This is a genomic window from Mesorhizobium sp. M0060, from assembly GCF_040323155.1.
In the GTDB taxonomy this organism is placed as follows: domain Bacteria; phylum Pseudomonadota; class Alphaproteobacteria; order Rhizobiales; family Rhizobiaceae; genus Mesorhizobium.
The window spans coordinates 142,716-162,406 of record NZ_JAMYUP010000005.1 but is presented as its reverse complement, the minus strand read 5'-3'; the positions used below and the strand labels follow the sequence as shown (position 1 = coordinate 162,406).

Genomic DNA, 19,691 nt, shown 5'->3' with positions numbered 1-19,691 from the left:
TTGGAGCCAATTAGCACCATACCCAAATTAGTAGCATAGCTGCCGGCACAAAGCAAGAACAAAATGCGGCATGACCGGCAGAAAAATACGAATTCCCTTCAGCGCCTCGCCCTGTCCGCCTCCGAGGTGATGTTCCAAGAAGACCGCTAGGCTGCGTTCCTTCGCGCCCCTCTCTGTCCCGCCGACGTCAGACCGGCAGCACACGCAACGTCTGGTCGAAAAGAAGCCAGAAACAAAAAAACCGCCTCGGCGGGGCGGGTCGTTGGAGCCAATTAGCACCATACCCGAATTACTAGCATAGCTGCCGGCACAAAGCAAGAACAAAATGCGGCACGACCGGCAGAAAAATACGAATTCCCTCCACCGCCTCGGCTTACCCGCCACCCACTTCGTAGGGCGAGGAAACGCAGCTTCGGCGATTGGCGGTCCCTCGCCACCATTTTCCCTGGCATCTCACCGGCCGGGGAGCAGCCGCAGTCTGGATCAGAACAGGCGCTCGCGCGTTTTGGCCCTAGCAAATGGGAGCGAAAACCATGAACGTCGCCAATCTGCAACTTGAAGGCCTCCTGATGGCCGTCGCATCGATCAACCAGGTCCTGGTCCGCAAGGGCGTGGTCTCGGTTGAGGACATCGACATCGCTTTGCGCAAGGCCGAAGCCAGCGAGATCAACGAGGAACGCTCCGAGGGCATGTCGGCGTCGAGCCGCGACGCTGTCAACTTCCCCATCCGGTTGCTGGAACTGGCCAATCAGTGTCAGCCGGAAACGGACATGCCGTCATTCTCGAAGCTGGCTCGCATGGTCGGCCAGATAAAGGAAACCTACGACGACCGGATGTGAGGCAGCGATCGAGGATGATCGCCGGGCAGCAAGCTTGGCATCAGGCGCTGCCAAGCTTCAGCGCCAGCACGCGACCCGGCCCATGCACGGCGGCAAACAGCAGCCCGGCCAGGAAGGTGAAGTGATCGACGAAGAAGCCGAACTCGGCCTGGTTGCCGGCCCAGTGCGACGGCCCGTGGAAGGCAAAGCCGAGGAACAGCACATAGGCGGCGGCGACGAGTGCTGCCCATGAGAAGAAGGCGCCGGTCAGGAAGCAGAGAACGAGGACGACCTCAAGCAGGGCCGCGCACCAGGCCAGGAACAGCGGAAACGGAAATCCGGCCGCCGCGATATAGCCGGCGGTGGCGCCCATATCGATGAATTTGAAGATCACGGCCATCAGGAACACGGCGGCGAAGATCAGGCGGCCGATGAGGATTGCCGCGGTCTGCCACGGCGACTGAACGGATGATTGAGCGGTTTCCAAGGTCATGATGTCCTCCCAGAGTTGCGATGGTTGTGCCCCAAGGACGCACCACCAGCCGCAAGCCCGACATCATCCCCCGAAAAACCTGAGAGATACAAGCGCCGGCACCAAAGTGGCGCCTTCCCTTCTCCCACAAGCGGAGAAGGAAGGTTGTGCTACCCCACCTTTGCTCCCGGCTGGCTGATCGGCTCCCGAACCGTTCCATACTGGCTGCCCCAGCGATCGGTCATCGCCCAGCGTATGTCCCAGAGCTCCGGGAAGAAGCGGTGGCGGGCGCCGGCCTCCAGCAATTCGACCGGCCTGCCCTTCAGCGATTTCGCGCCGAGGCCGATGGTGCGGTGGATGAGGTAAAGGTGGTTGGCGCGGAATTTCTGGAACAACTCGTCGAACTCGATCAGCGCTTCGGCGACGACATAGCTGTCGCCGTGATCGTAGCCGGTATCGTAGACGTCCTCGACCGAAAGGCCGCGGCCGTCGAGATACGACGCCTTGAAGGCCCGCCACAGATCGGGCGGCAGACGCAACAGCTGTTTGAAGCCCGGCGATTCCTGGCCGCTGCCATTGCCGAGCTGCAGCCGGATCTGCTGGTACTCCTTGGGCGACATGGATTCGAGCAGGTCGAGCTGCGCCGTCATCAGCCGCATCAGGCGGTGTACGCGCCCCATCAGCGTAACGACGCGATGCGTGTCCTGCCTTTCCAGGAAATCGACGACGTCGACCAGCGTATAGGCGATAAGCTTCATCCACAGCTCCTCGACCTGATGCACGATCTGGAACTGCAGCTCGTCGGCATTGACCATCTCGGCCAGCGGCTTCTGGCAGGCGAGCAGCCTGTCGCATTTGAGGTAGACACCATAGTCGCGCATCTCAGGCGTTTCGATGCGGGCATAGTAGTCCTGCTTGTCCATGGCCATGCTCCTTGCCGCGGCCGTTGGGCCGCAGGCGCTTGTTGGATCCCAGTCCGAGTCTAATCGCTTTCTTGCCGAACATTGTCCCTTTCTGTTATTCGATTGGCGGGAAACGAAGGACGAAAACTGACTCTGGAGCAGATTGGAAGAACGAATGATGCTGGATGCGGTCGACCGGAAGATCGTCGCGGCGCTCGAACGCGATGCCCGCATCTCCTTTGCCGTGCTTGCCGACGAGGTCGGCCTGAGCAAGACGCCGTGCTGGAAGCGGGTCAAGGCGCTGGAGGACGCCGGCGTCATCCGCGGCTACTCGACCCGGATCGACCCGGCTAAACTCGGCTTCGGCATCGAGGCCTTCATTCAGGTGTCGATCGATTTCGAGCTTTCAGACGCCTTCGAAGCCGCGGTGCAAAAGCATCCGCTGATCCGCCGCTGCCACGCCACCACCGGCGAGGCCGACTATCTTCTGCAGATCGTCACCGTCGACATGATGGCGCTGGACAGGATGCTGCGCGAGGAGCTCAGCCGGCTGCCCGGCGTGCGGCGCACGATCACCTCGATGGCGATGCGCGAGATCAAGGGCGGCATCTCGTTCGCCAATGCCGTCGGGCATACGCGGAAGACGGGCTAGACGCCAGTTCGGCCCCTTCGCCGGCCTCAGTTCGATGCTGCGGCCGGGGTGCTGAGTTCGAGGAACGGCACGGTCGAGCCCGGGATCATCGACTTCGGCAACTCCCCGTCCCATTTCTCCGCCTTCGTCAGTTCGACCAGCAGCGGATTGTTGGCGAGTGACGCGGCGCGGGCCTTGATGGCTTCTGCCGTCGCCTCGCCTTCGATCCTGGTCTTGTAGGCGCTGGCCTCGGCTTCGGCCTTGACGCTGTCGGCGCGGCCTTTGGCCTGGGTGACGGCGATGTCGGCCTTGATCTTTTCCTGCTGCAGGTTCTGTTCCTGCTTCTGCACCTCGACCTGCGCCGTCATCCTGGCTTCGACCGCCTGCTCGTAGGCGTCGGAGAAGTCGATGTTCTCGACCTGCACGCTGTCGATCATCACCGGACCGTCGGTTACCGCCGAGATGGCGTCGGCGACATCCTTGTTGAACTTCGCCCGGTTCTGGATCACCGACACCGCGTCGTACTGGCCGAACACCGTCTTGATCTCCTGCGGTGCCTTCCTGGCGATGATGCGGTCGGCCAATGCCTCGATCGACCCATAATTGGTGTAGACGTTGCTGACTTCGGCCGCCGGTACGTGGAAGTTGACGGTGACGCGCATATCGGCTGGCTGCTGGTCGCGCGAATAGGCCTGCATGGCCGGCAGGCCGCTGCAATCGTTCTGGTTCTCGCAGCCCCATTTGAGCACCTGCTGGCGCAGGCTGATCTTCTCGACGCGCTGCAACCACGGCAGCTTGAAATGCAGTCCGGGATCGACGACCGAACTCAGCGCCCCGTTGGTCAAGAGCACGCCGCGGTCGCCCTGGTCGATCGTGTACCAGGATCCCATGAGCGCAAACACGCCCAGCGCCACGATGACGAGTGCGATCAGGCCGGAACCGATCGGGCGCGATGCCACCACCGGCCTGCCCTGCGGACGGTTCGAATTGCCTTGCATGTCGGTCATTGCCCCTACCCCTAACTTGATTGCCCGTGCTGCTTTGCCCACAATAATGGCGGCATTGCAATCCTCCGGACATACAAGGGTCTTTGGCCTGTCGGACCGGCGGGGTGGTTCAGGCCGGCTGGCGGATTTCCCCTCCAGCCGCAGCGCCGGGCTGGTACGCGTTGCCAGGCGCGTCCTTCTGCCGTTCGGCATCGCTTTTGCGCTTCGGGCAATCCTCGTAATTGTGGTCGCGCCCACCGCAGTAGGAGCAGCATTTTGCCGGCGCGTCGGGGCGAAGCATCGTTGGCATGCGCAAGAATGCACGAAAACCCAACAGATTGCGAAGGCTTCGGCACCGGCAAGGTCGATTTCGCCACGGAACCGCTGCCGCCGCCTGAAAGTTATCAGCTCATTGCAACCGGAGCACAGGACATGGCCGACGACCAGAACCGCTACGAGACCGGAGCGAGGAAATATCCGGCAAAGACGAGCCCCGACGCGGCCGACGAATTCTCGCAGGATGCGGCCGGCAACAAGCCGCCTCCCGGCGGCATGGGATTGACTAGGCCGGCTGACGATTTCGACGACAAGACCCGGCATTCGGAGGGTCAGAACCCGCCGCGCGCAGCGATCCGGCCAGACGGCAAGACCACCGCCAAGAAGCCCGGCAAGGACGCAAGACGATGAACGTCGCCAATCTCCAGCTCGAAGGACTGATGATGGCGATCGCGGCTGTCAACAACGCGCTGGTCCATAAGGGCCTGTTATCGGTCGACGAGGTCGACATGGCGTTGCGCCGGGCCGAGGCGGTGATGACCGGCGACGAGCGCCTTTATGAAGACATGTCGCCATCCAACCGCGACGCCGTCTGCTTCCCTCTCAGGCTGCTGCAGGCGGCCAACAATGCCCAGGGCGAAACCGGCGTGCCGTCCTTTGCCGAACTGGCCAGGATGGTCGGCCGGACCAAGGAGCCCTATAACGACCAGATGTGATGGAGGACGCCATGGCCGACGACAAATCCAAGACCAAGCAGGATCGCAAACTGGTCTCCGGCGAAGAGCCTTACGAGGTCGCTGCCTTTGCCCGGAAATACGGCATACCGCAAAGCGAGGCCGCGACCATCATCAAGCGTTACGGACCATCGCGGAGGAAGCTCGACGCGCATATGGCGAGCCGCAACGCCTGATCCGCCTTTGCGCGGCCGGCGCCGTTCACGCCAGAAGCCCTGCCCTGCCGCCTTGTCGAGAGATCCGCACCCGTCGGCCTGGCCGAAGTCGCCGGCCCGCTGCCTGTCGGGCTCGCCGCTGCGGGATTCAACGCCCGATTTCGATAGCCGCGGAATACCACCGCAGCGCAACAACTCATTTACCTCGACACTGTACCAGTCCGATGAGCAAAGCCGGGGGGTCGGATGCAGGAACAACTATTGCGCTACGAATGTGTCATGGAGCCGAACGGCCGATGGATGGTGTGGGACATCGTTCACGATCTGCCGGCGCAATTTTCGCAAATCGCGCTGATCGGCCTGAGCCGTCGTGAAGCGGTTTCGCTCTGCCGGCTGCTCAACGAGACAAGCCATTCCGAGACGCGGCAGAGCCGGGCCTCATAAGAAGCATTTGCATCTCAGGGCTGCCTTACTCGGGGGAGTTTACATGCGGTCCCTAACATTCGGTCTGGTCTTGCTGCTGCCGGCCGCCGCCCTGGCGGAGCCGATCGAGACCCAGAAGATCATCACGGCGGCGACCGGCGACTGGAACGGCGACGGCGCCATCGATCTGGCGATGATCGTCGAGACCGAGCCCGGCCATCCCATGGACCTGTATTTTTTCCTCAAGGACCGCGACGGCAATTTTCTAAAACCTGCCGAGGTCGTGCATGAACAGATTTACGGTGAATGGAAGGATTACGACCGGCCAGGCCCCGCCGCATCCGACACCGAGCCCGAACTCACCGCGCTCCCCAACGGTTCGATCAAGCTCTATATTCCGGCGATGGAGATCGGCAGCGAGCGGACCAACAAGACGCTGACAATCGCCTGGCGCAACGGCGCCTTCGTCGTCGCCGGTTTTGCCTACGAGTATTGGACTACATGAACGACAATGTTGCCGGCGACTGCGACTACAATGTGCTGACCGGCAAGGGCAAAAGCAGCAAGAAGCTAGCGGACGGCACCACCAGGCATGCGACCGTGTCGGTCGAAGGCAAGGTCATCCCGTTCGCGGCGTGGACCCCAGGCACTGGCTTCAGCGCTTGCGGAGAGTGACAAGTTTCGGCTGCCTCACTGCAGCGGCGGCTTCCACAGCAGGCTGTTGCGGTCGGCCGATTTGACGCGCAGCCAGGTTTCGCGACCGTCGCGCAGCACCCGGAGCGGGATCTCGGCGCCCGCCGGGCCGCTCTTCCACAGCTTGCGATAAAAATCGGCGAGCCCGTCGACCGCCGCGTCGCGGACATCCGAGATGACGTCGCCTTGGCGCAGGCCCGCCTGGGCGGCCGGGCCGCCCTCGGCGACGCTCATCACCACGACCTTGCCGTCGCTCTCGGCCGAGAAGGCGCCGAGCCACGGCCGCGGCGGCCTGGCGACCTGGCCGCGCGTCAGGAGATCGTCGAGGATAGGCGGCAGAAGATCGATCGGCACCACCATGTTGATGTCGGCGACTTCGCCGTTGCGGCTCATCTGCAGGCGCAGCGAACCGATGCCGAGCAGCCTGCCATCGGCGCCGATGAGGCCGGCGCCGCCCCATGAGGGGTGGGCCGGCGCCGTGAAGATCGCTTCGTCGAGCAGATATTCCCAATAACCGGCGAATTCCTGCTTGGTGACGATCTGCGCCCGCACCGAGCGGCCGACGCCGTCGGCGAGCACGACGGGATCGCCGATCTTCGCCCTGGACGCATCACCGAGGGCAATGGCGGGCAGCCCGAGCGGTGCCAGCGCCTGGACCAGGCCGAAGCCCGATTCCTGATCGTAGGCAAGCGCATGGGCGGGCACCACGCGCCCGTCCTGGTCGGCCAGCCAGACCTCCTCGGCCTCGGTGATGAGATAGCCGATGGTGAGCACCAGCCCATCGCCGCCGATGACCACACCGCTGCCCTCGCGGCGGGTGCCCAGCGCCTCTGCCGTGAAGGCGTCGTCGGGAACGGTGGCGCGGACCGCCACGATGGACCGCAAAAGGGGTTCGATATTCATGCTTTCGTTCCTGGCAACGTTCGCAGGCTGATATGGCTATAGGTATGGCGCAGGTGACCAGGCGCAAGAGGCGGCGCCGGCTTTGGTGTGGGAGGCCGGGTCGGCGCCGCGCCGTTCACGCCGGGGTTTTGCAACAGCGCCGGCCGCCCTATCTGTACCTACGGCTATCCAATGCTGCCCTATGCAAAGTTCCTCCTCCATCACCCAAGTTGATAATCCCAAGATCCTCCCCAACCCTACCAAACCCCAATCCTCCCAACCCCCAATTCTTCCAATCCAAGGGCCTCCCAAAATGAACGACTACACAACGGACCAATACACGCCGCCAAAAGTCTGGACCTGGAACAAGGCAAATGGCGGCGCTTTCGCCAGCATCAACCGGCCGATCGCCGGTCCGACGCATGACAAGGAACTGCCGGTCGGCAAGCATCCGCTGCAGCTTTATTCGCTGGCGACGCCGAACGGCGTTAAGGTGACGATCATGCTGGAGGAGCTTCTGGCGCTCGGCCACAGCGGCGCCGAATACGACGCCTGGCCGATCAGGATCAATGACGGCGACCAGTTCGGCAGCGGCTTCGTCGAGGTCAATCCCAACTCCAAGATCCCGGCCATGATGGACCGCAGCGGACCAAAGCCGATCCGCATCTTCGAATCCGGTTCAATCCTGCTCTATCTCGCCGAAAAATTCGGCGAATTCCTGCCGACAGAGCAACCGGCTCGCGCCGAAACCCTGTCATGGCTGTTCTGGCAGATGGGCTCGGCGCCCTATCTCGGCGGCGGCTTCGGCCATTTCTACGCCTATGCGCCGACGAAGATCGAATACGCCATCGACCGCTTCGCCATGGAGACCAAGCGGCAGATGGACGTGCTCGACCGGCGCCTGGCCGAAAGCGAGTATCTCGGCGGCAGCGACTACACGATTGCCGACATCGCGGTGTGGCCTTGGTATGGCGGGCTAGCCAAGGGCCGCATGTACGATGATTCCGGCGAGTTCTTGCAGGTGGAGGAGTACGAGAACGTGCAGCGCTGGGCTGACGCGATCGACGCACGGCCGGCGGTCAAGCGCGGGCGCATGGTCAACCGCACCTTCGGCGAGCCTTCGATGCAGCTGCACGAGCGCCATGACGCCAGCGATTTCGAGACGAAGACCCAAGACAAGCTCGAGGCGGCCAAAAGCTAAGCGGATGCCGCGCCGATCTCCTCCCTTGAGGGGGAGATCGGCAGCTTCGGCCGACCGCTCAGGCCGACCGCTGCCATCCACAGCCGGTCGATATCGGCCAGGAACGTCTCGTCGAGCTTGTCGAGGTGCTTCCAGTACCTGCCGTCCTCGAAGAAATAGCCGAGTTCCTTCTCGATCCTGTCGGCTTCTTCCGCTTGATCGAGCCGCAGGCCGGCAAGCATCTCCGCCTTCATTTCCGATATTCGCGAGGGAGAAAGCGCGCCGAGCTCGTCGAGCATCAGCCGCGGGAAGATCAGCCGGCTGCGCGGCCGGTCGGATAGGTTGACGCACACGCAGTCGCGCCGGAGCGCATGGATGAGCAGGCGGGCCGACTTCGCCTCGAGGTTGCGCAGCGTCACGTCGTTGCGCAGCGGGTCGGCCCGGCCGATGCCTTAAAAATGCGTGTTGCCGGGCTGGTCGTAGATCATGTCGCAGCCAAGGAATGCCAGCACGTCGGGCTTCTGGCTGTGGATCGTCCAGTAGGCCGCCGTCATCGACATGGTACCGCCGGCGTAGACGAAGCCGCCAAAGCTGTTTTGCGCCGGCACGTAATGCGAGGCGCTGAAGATCTGCGCCTGCTGCAGGGGATCGCCTTGCGGCATCCGCTCCGCCGGGAAATCGCCGGCATGGACGAGGAAGTCCCAGTCGGGGCGCACGCGCCAGGCATTGTTGATGGCGACGATCTTGCCGAAGGCCTGCTTGGGCCAGGCCTCGCAGCGCACCACATCGGGCGCGCTGCCGATCAGCAAGATCACGTTTGGCGTTCCGTCGATGACCATAATCCCTCTTCGACCGGCCGACGTGCATCTCGATGCCGCCCGGTTGAACGGCTTTATAGCCTCAACGCCCCATCGAAACACCGGCCGGATTTACAGGCTGACATCAGCAAAAGGACCTTTGCCAGCCGGTTGTAAAATGCCGCCTCAGGCACGGTCGTACAAGCAGCAGGCAGGTTTTCCCGCTGGCCCAAAACCGGCGATATGAGTTGGGCGATATATATTAGTTGGCTAAACTAGCGGAACGTCCAATGCACATTCCCAGAACCGAACATGTCCTGTCTAGACCATGATATCTATATGGGAGTTATTACCTAAGCTGAACGCGACCTCGACGCTTCGGCGGCACAGCCCTCATGCGTCGCGGATTTGCCTCGGCGTCTTTCGCCCCGGATCTGTAGATCAACCGGACGACGAACAGGAAATATCCAACCTGCATAACGATCAAGGTCAAGATCGTCCAGGCCAGCGCCTTCCAGATTGAACCCGTTGCAAAGTAAGTCGAGATCGCCACGATGGACGACGTGGTGGTCAGCCCCACCAGGAACTGTGGAAAGTTCATGACTTTTCTACGCCGCCCCGGACCTTGCAGCAGCCGGGACGAACTCCCCTAACCCATTACCCCGAACCAACGTTTTCACCATTTCAGCGCTTGCGCAAGCACCAAATGGAGCAGCGGTTAATGCATGCTTCCGTCACGTGACCCAGGGCGGGCGGGCTTGCCGGCGGCTGCGCAGGTCCTCCTACTCCCCAACCACCTCTCTATATCCCCTCACAACCCCATCAAGCCCACGGATCCGCCACGTCTCCCCCTCCCGCGCCTCGAGATAGGATGGGCCGAGCGGCACTTTCCCTCCGCCGTCCGGCAGGTCCAGCACATAGACGGGGTTGCAGATGCCCGACAGGCGCGCGCGCAAGGCTCCGGCCAGTGCCCGGCCCTCGGCAATCGTAGTGCGCCGGTGCGCCATGCCGCGCGCGAGGTCGCCGTGATGCAGGTAATAGGGTTTCACACCGAGGCGATACATCAGCTCGCGGCACAGCTCTTCCAGCACCTCGACTGTGTCGTTCACACCTTTCAGCAGGACGCTCTGGTTCAGCAGCACGAAGCCGCCCTGCCTTAGAGTAAGGCAGGCCTGCTCGGTGGCGTCAGTGATCTCGCGCGGATGGTTGAAATGGGTGACGACTGTGACCATCAGCCGGCCCTGCAAGGCTTGAACCATCCCGGTGGTGACGCGCGACGGCAGCGCGACGGGCACGCGGGTGTGGATGCGCAACAGTCGCACATGCTGGATTGCCTCGACGCGGCCGTGGATTTCCGCCAGCGCTCTGTCCGGCAAGGACAGTGGGTCGCCGCCGGTCAGGATCACCTCGCGAATTTCCGGATGGGCCGCGATATAGGCGAAGGCTTCATCGAGAGCCTCGCGCGTATAGCCGCGGCCGATCGACGTCAGCTGCTCCTTGCGAAAGCAGAACCGGCAATAGACCGCGCATTGATAGGTCGGAAACAAGAGAACCCGGTCGGCATGTCGATGTGTCAATCTCGGCACCGGACTGAAGACGTGGTCGGCGATCGGATCGTCGAGCTCGCCTTCCTGCTCCGCCAGCTCATCAGGCGACGGGATGACCTGAAGCCGGATAGGATCGGCGGGGTCGCTCCAGTCGATCAGGTCGAGATAGGCTTTAGGGATGCGAACCTTGTGGCGCGTGGCCGCAGCTTCCGCCGCGGCGCGCTCGGCTGGCGACAGCGGCAGGGAATCCAGATCGCGCACATGCCGCACACCCTCGCGAACATCGTCCTGCCATGCGGCATCCGCCTCGTGGGTGCGCTCGTCATCGGCCGCCATGCCGGCCGCATCGACAGCCATGCTGGCGTCTGGGATGTCGAGATGTGAGGTCATCGAGGGCTCCATGAATTCGGGGCTGGATACAGCATTGGAGCCAGGACTTGAAGGCAGTAAACGGTGTTGGGCCGGTCAGCGCGCGGCCACGAAGCGGCCGCCTGAAACATCTACAGATCAGAGCAACCGCTGGAAATCGCTAACCCAAAACATTAGCTTGCGCTTACATTAGCTTGGGCGTATATACCTAAATGGCCGGTGATCTACCCCCCAACCGGTTAGGCTCGGCGCCAGTCCCGCCCTCACCCCTCAGGCCAACGACGCCGGGCCGCTCGGCCGCCGCAGTTGAGGCGACCAACCAGTCCTCTTCGATGTCGATCGTGCCCCCTTCTCGACCCGGTGAACATATCTGCGCTGCCCGCGTCCCTCAGGTATTGGCCTTCCCCTCGGCCGCCGCGGTCGCTAATCTCCGATCGCGAAGCTGGAAAAGCGGGAATGGCGAACGACTTGTCGCCAAGGCTCTTGGCGATCGTCGATGCCCTGCCTTTGCGGCAGGGCATGCGGGTGCTGGAGATCGGCTGCGGACCGGGTGCCGCGGCGCGCGAGATCGCGCGACGGATCGGCGGCGGGCACGTGCTGGCAATCGACCGCTCGGCCAAGGCCATCGCGCAGGCCCGGGCCGCCTCGCAAGCCGAGATTGCGGCAGGCCGGCTGAGCCTTCGCCAAATCGCCATCGAGGATTTCGAATTGGAGGCGGACGAGAAGCGCTTCGACATAGCCGTTGCGGTGCGCGTCGGCGCGCTGGACGGGCGTCATCCCGAAGCGGGAAAAATCGCCCTGCGACGGCTCGGCGGCGTGTTGGCCGCGCAAGGCCGGCTGTTCATCGATGGCGGCGATCCGCTGCGCGAGATTGCGATACACGGCTGAGCACCTCGTGCTTTCGCTTCCGGAATCGAGCGCTTAGGTGACAGCGGCAGAGCCGCGCCTCAGCTCCTCAACCCCGGCGCCTCCTGCCCGGTGCGCTCGACATACTCCGTATAGCCGCCGCCATAGGTATGAATGCCCTCGGGCGTCAGTTCCAGCACCCGGTTCGACAGGGCCGCCAAGAAATAGCGGTCGTGCGAGACGAACAGCATGGTGCCTTCATATTGCGACAGCGCCGTGATCAGCATCTCCTTGGTGGCGATGTCGAGATGGTTGGTCGGCTCGTCCAGCACCAGCAAATTGGGCGGATCGAACAGCATCAGTGCCATCACCAGCCGCGCCTTCTCGCCGCCCGACAGTACCCGGCATTTCTTCTCGATCTCATCGCCGGAAAAGCCGAAGCAGCCGGCCAGCGCGCGCAGCGGCGCCTGGCCGGCCTGCGGAAACGCGTCTTCCAGCGTCTGGAACACGGTGCGTTCGCCTTCCAGCACTTCCATGGCGTGCTGGGCGAAATAGCCCATCTTGACGCTCGGGCCGCGCGCCACCGTGCCATTGTCCGGCTCGGACGCGCCGGCCACCAGCTTCAACAGCGTCGACTTGCCGGCGCCGTTGATGCCCATGACACACCAGCGCTCGCGGCGGCGCACCTGAAAATCCAATCCCTCGTAGATCGAGCGGCTGCCATAGCCCTTGTGCACGTTCTTCAGCGTCACCACGTCCTCACCGCAGCGCGGCGCCGGCTGGAAGTCGAACGACACCTTCTGACGGCGCTTGGGCGGCTCGACGCGGTCGATCTTCTCCAGCTTCTTCACCCGGCTCTGCACCTGGGCGGCATGCGAGGCGCGCGCCTTGAAGCGCTCGATGAAGGCGATCTCCTTGGCCAGCATCGCCTGCTGGCGCTCGAACTGCGCCTGCTGCTGCCTGTCGGCAATCGCCCGCTGCTGCTGGTAGAATTCGTAGTTGCCGGAGTAAGCGGTCAGCGAACCGCCGTCGATCTCGACCACCTTGTTGACGATGCGGTTCATGAACTCGCGGTCGTGCGAGGTCATCAGCAGCGCGCCGTCATAGCCTTTCAGGAACTGCTCCAGCCAGATCAGGCTTTCGAGGTCGAGATGGTTGCTCGGTTCGTCGAGCAGCATGGCGTCGGGCCGCATCAACAGAATTCTGGCCAGCGCCACGCGCATCTTCCAGCCGCCGGACAGTTTGCCGACGTCGCCGTCCATCATCTCCTGGCTGAAGCCGAGCCCGTCGAGCACCTCGCGGGCGCGCCCGTCTAGCGCGTAGCCGTCGAGCTCCTCGAAGCGGTGCTGCGCCTCGCCGTAGCGGGCGATGATCTCGTCCATCTCGTCGGCGCGATCGGGATCACCCATGGCGGCTTCAAGCTCCCGCATCTCGGCCGCCACTTCGCTGACCGGCCCGGCGCCGTCCATCACTTCGGCGACGGCACTGCGGCCGGCCATATCGCCGACATCCTGGCTGAAATAACCGATGGTGACGCCGCGATCGACCGAGACCTGGCCTTCGTCAGGCTGCTCCTCACCGTTGATCATGCGAAACAGCGTCGTCTTGCCGGCGCCATTGGGGCCGACCAGCCCGACCTTCTCGCCTCTCTGCAACGCGGCGGAGGCTTCGATGAAGACGATCTGGCGACCGTTCTGCTTGCCGATGTTTTCGAGACGAATCATGGTTTTCCGGGAAATGCCTAAGGGAGTTCCCCGCGCCAATACGCGATAGGCCGCGCTCGCGAAAGCCCACAAGTCACGAAGGTGCCCGTGCCAAATTGTCTGAACCCGCCAGTTTCTTCCCGGTTGAATTAGACCCCGGTGGCACGGGGATGAGCCGGCGGATCAGCCATCGGTCAGGGCTTTTGTCGTCGCCAGTTTGACCCCGGCGGCGGCAAATGTGGCATTGTGCCGGGCGATGATCTCCGCGGCAGTCTCGCTGGCGGTGTCGAGCGTGCTGTGGGCGTCGGAAACCACGGTGACACCCAAGCCCGCTGCAAAGGCATCCTTCACCGTGGCCGCCACGCAAAAATCGGTCTGCGCGCCGATGAGAACGACCTCGCCGGCGCCCTGCCCGGCCACCCATTCTGCAAGCGCGGCATTGCTGAACGCGTCGCCGACACGCTTGGCGAAAGTCGGCTCGTCCTCGGCCTGGCCGAGCGCCGGCCACACCGGCCAGCCCGGCTGGCCCGGCGCCAGCGGATCGCCTGCCGGCCCGTCATGCCTGACGAAGGCGATCTTGCGCCCGCCGCGCCGTGCCCATTCGACCAGCGCGCGGGTGCGGGCGACCATGCCGTTGGCATCATGGATCGGCGGCTCGGCGACGCCGTCGAACATGCCGGTCTGGAGGTCGATCACGATGAGCGGTGCGGTGGCTGCGGGGCTGGTCCTTGACATGGTTTTTTATAGCACGAAGGCGGAGCTGATCAAGGATTAGGACCCATGATGACGCGCACGGCGACGGCAAGTGGCTGGACTTCGAGATATGTGGAAATCCGCCTGCGGCAGCGCTAGCATCGCCCGCTACTGGCAATGGGGGTGACGCTATGAAGGAAGAACATACTGTATTCCTGATCGGCGGAGGCACGGGCGGTGACGAGCAAGCGGTGTTCACCTTGCGCTCATCCGAAACCGCCTGCCACCTCACCTGCAGCTACCGTGACAAGGTGATCGAGGCCGAGGAGGACGACTATTTCGAAGCCTTGTTCCAGATCCGCCAGCAACTCGAAGTCGATGGCCTGCTGCCCTTTTGTTATGGCGCAAGCGGGAATGTTTATCCCGAAGGAGCGACGATCGAGATGAGCCGCGGATTGATCGCCTGCAAGGTGAAAATGGGGCAGCTTCCGCAAAAGACTGATTTGGTCAACATATTTGCCGACGGCTACGACGTGATGCCGGTCTTCGTCCACCTACAACAGGAGTTTTGGGATGAATGGCTGGCTTCGTTGCCTTCATAAGAGGAAACTTCCGCAACGGACCGATGCAAATATTTGCTTCAGGCGAGCTAGCCTTTGAGGACTCGAAGATGACCATTCCAGAACCCAACTGGCCTTTCGCCGACCCTCCGAACGTTGCGGTCATTACAACTCGCAAGATTATCGGGGGGCACCACGACATAGACTATGTCACGCATGACGAGGACGACGGGCAATGGCAGTTCCTTAACCTAAATGCCGGCGCCGACATTGCTGATGCTGTCCTGGTCGGCTTGGCGAAGATGATCGACATCGACGGCTCGCTTCGTGAGCTTAGTGACCTGCCGCTTGGCTGGTGTGCATGGCGACACAAGGATGGACCTTGGCAAAGGGCAGAGACGGAGGAGGAAACAGCGCTGTTGTGACAGCCGAGCAGAGGCCACTTGCCTCGTCATTCAGAGCGGCAGGAGCGAGGCGACGTCGCGAGACCTGGAATCTACACTGACGCGTTCCCGACAGCGTTGCGGCATGGATCCTCGGGTCAAGCCCTGGGTCAGGCCCGAGGATGACGAACGCGGGGAGATCGCAGCCTCTGCCCCTCACCCAATCCCACCCGTCACGGCATAACCTCCAGCGGTGCGCCCGTCCTCGAGCCGCACGATGGCAGTGACGATCGAACCGTAGGAGCCGCGCCAGACGCTATGGACCTTCTCATGCTCGTTAACCGGTACGACTGCCCGTCCGGTGAAGCGCGCGCCGCTCCGCTGCATGGCAACAGGCTCGCCGTTGACGTGGACGTTCACGCTCGTCTCGGCTCCGGCCTCGCCATGCACATCAAGCGTGATTGCTATCTCGTCCAGATCACCCGAATGGCGCGTTTCGGCGGCAAGTGTGACGGTCAGCGCTGCCGCGCCGGGCCTGATGCCGCTGAGCCGGGCAGCAAAGACGTCATCCGCAAGCTCCGGCGTGCGCGGCGGGCGGCTGCGGCGCTGGCCAAAACGCTCGAAGTCGCCGGCCAGCCGCAGCAGCCTCGTGTCGTCATAGGCCTTGCCGGCGAAGGTCAGCCCGACCGGCATGCCGATATCGGCCATCGTGCCCATCGGCACGGTAACGGTCGGAATGCCGAGATGGCGTGGCACTAGATTGCCGTTGGCGACCCAGGTGCCGTTGCGCCAGGCAAGGGCAGCGGAGGCCTCGTTGATATCAGCATCGGCCGGCCCGACATCGGCAACGGCAGGAAACACCACGGCGTCAAACCCTTGATCGTCGAGCCAGTCGTCGAAATCGAGTTTTCGCGTCGCCTCAAGACCCTTCAGGCCGGCCTCCAGCTCGGGAATGTCTTCGAATGGCGTGACGCCGCGCTTGCCCCGTTCGACATACTCCGCCAATTCGAAACTGTCGCCATAGCGGTCCGGCAGCGTGCCCGGCGGCTGCGGAAAGATTCTCGGACCATCCGCCGATGCGAGATCGGGAATGGTTGGGTCGGCATTTGCGCGCAAGAAATCGTCCCAGGCGAAGATGCACAAGTCCCAGATCTCGCGCTCGGCGAATCCCTGCGGCACCAGCTCGCGCTCGACCATGGTTTTTGCCGCTGGCCGGTCGCGCTCGTAATTCGAGACGACGGGAAAATCGACCTCGACTACGCTTGCGCAGAGCAGCCTGAGATCCGCCGCCGCTTGCTGCCACAGCTCAAGCACCGATGCACGGGTCTGGATCGGAACGTCAGTCTCCGTGTCGCGACCGATATACATGCGGGGCACGCCAAGCCGCATACCGTTGAGCGACCCTTCGAGCTTGAGCCCGGTATAGCGTGGCGGCCGCACGGCCGAGCTCCTCGGCAGCGCCACCCAGGGCTGTGCACGCCAGAAATCGCCTCTGGTTTCAGGATCATCGGCGACGATCACGTCGAGCAGTTCGAGCATATCGGGCACGCTGCGCGTATGCGGCACCACCACGTCCATGGTCGGCACCAGCGGCCAGTTGCCCCGCACCGAAATGACGCCGCGCGACGGCGTATAGGCGACCAGCGCATTGTTCGAGGCCGGTGCCCGGCCCGACGACCACGTCTCCTCGCCGAGCCCGAAGGCGGCGAAGCTCGCCGCCGTTGCGGTGCCCGAACCGTTGGACGAGCCCGAGGCGAAGGCCGCAGTCAGATAATCCGCATTGTACGGGCTTTCGGCGCGGCCATAGACGCCGCGCTGCATGCCGCCATTGGCCATCGGCGGCATGTTGGTCAGCCCGATCAGCACCGCGCCGCCTGCCCGCAGCCGCGCGATGGTGAAGGCGTCCTCGTTGGCGATGAGATGTTCGAAGGCCGGCGAGCCGGCCGCCACCGTCATGCCCTTCACCTTGTAGCTGTCCTTGGCGGTATAGGGGATGCCGTCCAGCGGCCCGAGGGTTGCGCCGCTCCTGCGGCGCTGGTCGGACGCGGCGGCGTCCTCGAACATCTTTGGATTCAGCACAGGAACGGCATTGAGGGTGATGCCATGCCGATCATAGTGAGCAATCCTGCGCAGGCAGGCGCCAACCAGTTCGACGCTGGTGACGGTGCCCGCCTCCAGCGCTTGCCTCAGCTCTGCGATCGACGCTTCGACGATGTGGAGATCAGTCATGCTGCGCCCAACGCTTAGTCTTCAGGCGGTATTGGCCTCAAAAACCGATGCCGTAAAGGGGTTTTGCAAAGGCGGCCGTGACGGCTCTCACCGCAACTCCGCCCAGACCGGCGCGTGATCGCTGGCGCCGGTTTCGCCACGCACGTCGCGGTCGATACCCGCCGCTGTCAGCCGGCGCGACAGCTTCTTGCTGAGCAATATATGGTCCAGGCGCAGGCCGGCATCGCGCGGCCAGCGGTTGCGGCGATAGTCCCAGAATGTGTAGAGCGTCTCCGTCGGGTGCTTCTTGCGCAGCGCATCAAGCCAGCCCTGGTCGAGCAGCCGCTGAAACGATGCCCGGCTTTCCGGCTGCACCAGCGCATTGTCGTCGTAGGAGCGCGTCGGGTAGATGTCGCGCGGCTCGGGCACGATGTTGTAGTCGCCGGCCAGCACCACGGGCAGGTCGGTGTCGAGCAACTGCGCCGCATGCGTCTCCAGCCTGTCGTGCCACGCCAGCTTGTACTGGAATTTCGGGCCGGGTTGCGGGTTGCCGTTCGGCGCGTAGAGGCAGGCGACGACGATGCCGTTGACCGCCGCCTCGATATAGCGCGCCTGCTGATCGCTGTCGTCGCCGGGCAGCGCCTCGCGGGTCAGAACGGGTTCTGAACCCCGCGCGAGTATCGCGACGCCGTTCCAGGTCGGCTGCCCGACCCAAACTGCCCCGTACCCCGCCGCCGCCAGCGCCGAGCGCGGAAACTGCGTCTGCCTGGCCTTCAACTCCTGCAGGCAGACGATGTCGGGCTTGGCGGCAGCCAGCCATGCGAGCAGGTTTGGCAGCCGGCTGTTGATGTTGTTGACGTTGAAGGTGGCGATCTTCATCGGGCTGGTCAGCGAGCGACGCGCCCGGTCCACGCTTTCACTGCTTCGGCCAGCGTCTTCAAATGATCGGCGGTGGAGAAGCCGGAGACGCTCTTGCGCGGCTTCAGATCGTGGTCGCCGTCCTCCAGCCAGAGGATTTCGATTGCGTCGGAAAGATCATAGGTCGCGACCTCGTCCCTGGTCCCGAACTCGTCGCGCGTGCCCTGGAAGATCAATGTCGGCGTCCTGAGATCGGCAAGGTGTTTTGTCCGAAGCTGCGTCGGTTTCCCCGGCGGATGGAAGGGATAGCCCAGACAAAGCAGCCCCGAAATCTCGCCCTTGGAAAACATCTCGTCGGCGACCATCGAGGCGACGCGGCCGCCCATCGACTTGCCGCCGATGATCAGCGAACCCTTCACGCCCTTGGCCCGGAGGTCGGCGATTGCCTTGATATATTCCGGGTTAACCGTCTCGGCGCGCGGCGGCGGCTTGCGATGGCCGTAGCGGCGGGCCGCCATGTAGTGGAATTCGAAGCGCGCAACGCGAAAGCCGGCTGCGGCGAGCGCTTTTGCCGTGGCGGTCATCGAGGGCGAATCCATCGGCGCCCCGGCGCCGTGGGCGAGTAGGATGGTGATTGGGGCGGTGTCGGGGCCATCGAATAAGAAGGTGGTCATGGGGTGGCCCGCAGATGAAGGCCGAGTTCCTTCGCAACCCCCCTCTGTCCTGCCGGACATCTCCCCCTCAAGGGGGGAGATTGGATGACGTCGGCGTTTTCGCCAACCACCAAAGCTGAAAGGCACGCGGGGCGCCGAAGCTGCCGATCTCCCCCCTTGCGGGGGAGATGTCCGGCAGGACAGAGGGGGGTGTTCAAGCGCGGCCATTGCGATCCTTTTATACGGAGGTCCCACCGCAAACCTGTAGCTGAAGATACTCAACCTGTGCGGCCAGCAATCCGGGCCAGCCAGTCGCATCAATGTCACCTATCCATTTGCAAGCAACCTCACGCCCATGAACTTGTTCCAGCAGGCAGAAGTATGCCGTGTCACGCCATGAGCCGCACAATTGCGAATTGCCGTCCATGACATCCAACGCCGACGCCCATATGAACCATCTCTTGATCCATTCGCCAACTCTGCCGTCGAGATCGGCGGTGCACTGGCCTATGAAGGCATCCAGATCACCTTCATTTGCCACCCAAAACGGGCCACGACCTCTGATAAAATTCCCGTCAATGGCATCGAAACCCACCCTGAGAAATGGATGGCTCCGTTGTCGAGAGCTTTTGGTCTTGAACTGCGCCGAACTCGGATCCTTGACCTCGTACCAGGCGTCAAAATCCTTCCATAGCTTGGCAAATTTCTTCCACTTGAAGACAGCTGCGATCGAGCAGTCGTATTCGCCATATCGGCGGTCCGTATAGCAATCAAGCTCGATACTGAAATCGGTGAGGTTACCGACAGACGTGACAGCAAGCTTGGCACTGTCTGGCTTCAACCATCTCGCACCAAGGCGCGTATGGAGCTCTTCGATAACTCGTGCTCGAATGGTCTTTGCGTCGACCACCATGTCTTAGTC

Annotated in this window: 27 protein-coding genes; 12 read left to right on the top strand and 15 right to left on the bottom strand. The window is 63.1% G+C overall.

What is annotated here, in order from left to right:
• Positions 1-533 precede the first annotated feature (533 nt).
• Positions 534-839 (top strand): hypothetical protein, encoded by a 306-nt coding sequence (locus NKJ94_RS07900; RefSeq protein ID WP_352524105.1) that lies wholly within the window; start codon positions 534-536, stop codon positions 837-839.
• A 40-nt stretch (positions 840-879) separates the two neighbouring features.
• On the opposite strand, the gene NKJ94_RS07895 is transcribed toward NKJ94_RS07900, so the two are convergent.
• Positions 880-1,311 carry a DoxX family protein gene (locus NKJ94_RS07895; RefSeq protein ID WP_352524104.1) on the bottom strand — a complete coding sequence of 144 codons (432 nt, stop codon included), beginning with the start codon at positions 1,309-1,311 and terminating at the stop codon, positions 880-882.
• 149 nt (positions 1,312-1,460) lie between these two features.
• Entirely contained in the window at positions 1,461-2,213 is a 753-nt protein-coding gene (locus tag NKJ94_RS07890; RefSeq protein WP_352524103.1) for a tryptophan 2,3-dioxygenase family protein, read from the bottom strand.
• 157 nt (positions 2,214-2,370) lie between these two features.
• On the opposite strand from NKJ94_RS07890, the gene NKJ94_RS07885 reads away from it, so the two are divergent.
• A complete protein-coding gene (locus NKJ94_RS07885) occupies positions 2,371-2,844 on the top strand; it encodes an Lrp/AsnC family transcriptional regulator (RefSeq protein ID WP_352524210.1) in 474 nt (157 codons plus the stop codon).
• Between the two features lie 26 nt (positions 2,845-2,870).
• On the opposite strand, the gene NKJ94_RS07880 is transcribed toward NKJ94_RS07885, so the two are convergent.
• Both NKJ94_RS07880 and NKJ94_RS07875 read right to left on the bottom strand, forming a co-directional pair.
• Positions 2,871-3,830 (bottom strand): prohibitin family protein, encoded by a 960-nt coding sequence (locus tag NKJ94_RS07880; protein WP_352524102.1) that lies wholly within the window; start codon positions 3,828-3,830, stop codon positions 2,871-2,873.
• 109 nt (positions 3,831-3,939) lie between these two features.
• Complete coding sequence (locus tag NKJ94_RS07875) at positions 3,940-4,119, bottom strand: hypothetical protein (protein ID WP_352524101.1); 180 nt, start codon at positions 4,117-4,119, stop codon at positions 3,940-3,942.
• An 8-nt stretch (positions 4,120-4,127) separates the two neighbouring features.
• Here NKJ94_RS07875 and NKJ94_RS07870 point away from each other — a divergent pair, with 8 nt between their 5' ends.
• From NKJ94_RS07870 to NKJ94_RS07845, 6 genes are all read left to right on the top strand, one after another.
• Positions 4,128-4,496, top strand: a complete 369-nt coding sequence (locus NKJ94_RS07870; RefSeq protein ID WP_352524100.1) for a hypothetical protein — start codon at positions 4,128-4,130, stop codon at positions 4,494-4,496.
• The gene (locus tag NKJ94_RS07865) at positions 4,493-4,801 is read left to right on the top strand and encodes a hypothetical protein (RefSeq protein WP_352524099.1); all 309 of its coding nucleotides are present in this window, start codon (positions 4,493-4,495) and stop codon (positions 4,799-4,801) included. The genes NKJ94_RS07870 and NKJ94_RS07865 overlap by 4 nt, the downstream gene beginning before the upstream one ends.
• A gap of 11 nt (positions 4,802-4,812) precedes the next feature.
• A complete protein-coding gene (locus NKJ94_RS07860) occupies positions 4,813-4,995 on the top strand; it encodes a DUF3606 domain-containing protein (protein ID WP_023675702.1) in 183 nt (60 codons plus the stop codon).
• Between the two features lie 225 nt (positions 4,996-5,220).
• Positions 5,221-5,418, top strand: coding sequence for a hypothetical protein (locus NKJ94_RS07855; protein ID WP_352524097.1), 198 nt, complete (start codon positions 5,221-5,223; stop codon positions 5,416-5,418).
• A 43-nt stretch (positions 5,419-5,461) separates the two neighbouring features.
• Complete coding sequence (locus NKJ94_RS07850; protein WP_352524095.1) at positions 5,462-5,902, top strand: hypothetical protein; 441 nt, start codon at positions 5,462-5,464, stop codon at positions 5,900-5,902.
• Positions 5,899-6,072 carry a hypothetical protein gene (locus tag NKJ94_RS07845; protein ID WP_352524094.1) on the top strand — a complete coding sequence of 58 codons (174 nt, stop codon included), beginning with the start codon at positions 5,899-5,901 and terminating at the stop codon, positions 6,070-6,072. The genes NKJ94_RS07850 and NKJ94_RS07845 overlap by 4 nt, the downstream gene beginning before the upstream one ends.
• Positions 6,073-6,087: 15 nt before the next feature.
• Here NKJ94_RS07845 and NKJ94_RS07840 read toward each other — a convergent pair whose 3' ends face one another.
• Positions 6,088-6,993 carry a S1C family serine protease gene (locus NKJ94_RS07840; protein ID WP_352524093.1) on the bottom strand — a complete coding sequence of 302 codons (906 nt, stop codon included), beginning with the start codon at positions 6,991-6,993 and terminating at the stop codon, positions 6,088-6,090.
• A gap of 292 nt (positions 6,994-7,285) precedes the next feature.
• On the opposite strand from NKJ94_RS07840, the gene yghU reads away from it, so the two are divergent.
• Entirely contained in the window at positions 7,286-8,173 is an 888-nt protein-coding gene (yghU, locus tag NKJ94_RS07835; RefSeq protein ID WP_352524091.1) for a glutathione-dependent disulfide-bond oxidoreductase, read from the top strand.
• Here the strand turns inward: yghU and NKJ94_RS07830 are convergent.
• From NKJ94_RS07830 to NKJ94_RS07815, 4 genes are all read right to left on the bottom strand, one after another.
• Positions 8,170-8,571 (bottom strand): hypothetical protein, encoded by a 402-nt coding sequence (locus NKJ94_RS07830; RefSeq protein WP_352524090.1) that lies wholly within the window; start codon positions 8,569-8,571, stop codon positions 8,170-8,172. The two genes, yghU and NKJ94_RS07830, sit on opposite strands and share 4 nt — an antisense overlap.
• 33 nt (positions 8,572-8,604) lie before the next feature.
• The gene (locus NKJ94_RS07825) at positions 8,605-8,991 is read right to left on the bottom strand and encodes a hypothetical protein (RefSeq protein ID WP_352524089.1); all 387 of its coding nucleotides are present in this window, start codon (positions 8,989-8,991) and stop codon (positions 8,605-8,607) included.
• Between the two features lie 307 nt (positions 8,992-9,298).
• Positions 9,299-9,550, bottom strand: a complete 252-nt coding sequence (locus NKJ94_RS07820) for an exopolysaccharide production repressor protein (RefSeq protein WP_352524088.1) — start codon at positions 9,548-9,550, stop codon at positions 9,299-9,301.
• Positions 9,551-9,731: 181 nt separating this feature from the next.
• Positions 9,732-10,886 (bottom strand): KamA family radical SAM protein, encoded by a 1,155-nt coding sequence (locus NKJ94_RS07815; RefSeq protein WP_352524087.1) that lies wholly within the window; start codon positions 10,884-10,886, stop codon positions 9,732-9,734.
• A gap of 435 nt (positions 10,887-11,321) precedes the next feature.
• On the opposite strand from NKJ94_RS07815, the gene NKJ94_RS07810 reads away from it, so the two are divergent.
• Positions 11,322-11,753: an SAM-dependent methyltransferase gene (locus NKJ94_RS07810; RefSeq protein ID WP_352524086.1), complete on the top strand. Its 432-nt coding sequence runs from the start codon at positions 11,322-11,324 to the stop codon at positions 11,751-11,753.
• A 59-nt stretch (positions 11,754-11,812) separates the two neighbouring features.
• Here the strand turns inward: NKJ94_RS07810 and NKJ94_RS07805 are convergent, their stop codons facing one another.
• Positions 11,813-13,435 (bottom strand): ABC-F family ATP-binding cassette domain-containing protein, encoded by a 1,623-nt coding sequence (locus NKJ94_RS07805; RefSeq protein ID WP_352524085.1) that lies wholly within the window; start codon positions 13,433-13,435, stop codon positions 11,813-11,815.
• A 162-nt stretch (positions 13,436-13,597) separates the two neighbouring features.
• Complete coding sequence (locus tag NKJ94_RS07800) at positions 13,598-14,149, bottom strand: isochorismatase family protein (protein ID WP_352524083.1); 552 nt, start codon at positions 14,147-14,149, stop codon at positions 13,598-13,600.
• Positions 14,150-14,298: 149 nt separating this feature from the next.
• On the opposite strand from NKJ94_RS07800, the gene NKJ94_RS07795 reads away from it, so the two are divergent.
• A complete protein-coding gene (locus tag NKJ94_RS07795; RefSeq protein ID WP_352524082.1) occupies positions 14,299-14,709 on the top strand; it encodes a hypothetical protein in 411 nt (136 codons plus the stop codon).
• The gene (locus NKJ94_RS07790; RefSeq protein WP_352524081.1) at positions 14,685-15,092 is read left to right on the top strand and encodes a hypothetical protein; all 408 of its coding nucleotides are present in this window, start codon (positions 14,685-14,687) and stop codon (positions 15,090-15,092) included. The genes NKJ94_RS07795 and NKJ94_RS07790 overlap by 25 nt, the downstream gene beginning before the upstream one ends.
• Before the next feature lie 174 nt (positions 15,093-15,266).
• Here the strand turns inward: NKJ94_RS07790 and NKJ94_RS07785 are convergent, their stop codons facing one another.
• The 4 genes from NKJ94_RS07785 to NKJ94_RS07770 form a co-directional block, all read right to left on the bottom strand.
• Positions 15,267-17,279 carry an amidase gene (locus NKJ94_RS07785; protein WP_352524079.1) on the bottom strand — a complete coding sequence of 671 codons (2,013 nt, stop codon included), beginning with the start codon at positions 17,277-17,279 and terminating at the stop codon, positions 15,267-15,269.
• An 87-nt stretch (positions 17,280-17,366) separates the two neighbouring features.
• Entirely contained in the window at positions 17,367-18,137 is a 771-nt protein-coding gene (locus tag NKJ94_RS07780; RefSeq protein WP_352524209.1) for an exodeoxyribonuclease III, read from the bottom strand.
• Between the two features lie 8 nt (positions 18,138-18,145).
• A complete protein-coding gene (locus tag NKJ94_RS07775) occupies positions 18,146-18,790 on the bottom strand; it encodes an alpha/beta hydrolase family protein (RefSeq protein ID WP_352524078.1) in 645 nt (214 codons plus the stop codon).
• A gap of 217 nt (positions 18,791-19,007) precedes the next feature.
• Positions 19,008-19,682 carry a hypothetical protein gene (locus tag NKJ94_RS07770; RefSeq protein WP_352524076.1) on the bottom strand — a complete coding sequence of 225 codons (675 nt, stop codon included), beginning with the start codon at positions 19,680-19,682 and terminating at the stop codon, positions 19,008-19,010.
• Positions 19,683-19,691 lie beyond the last annotated feature (9 nt).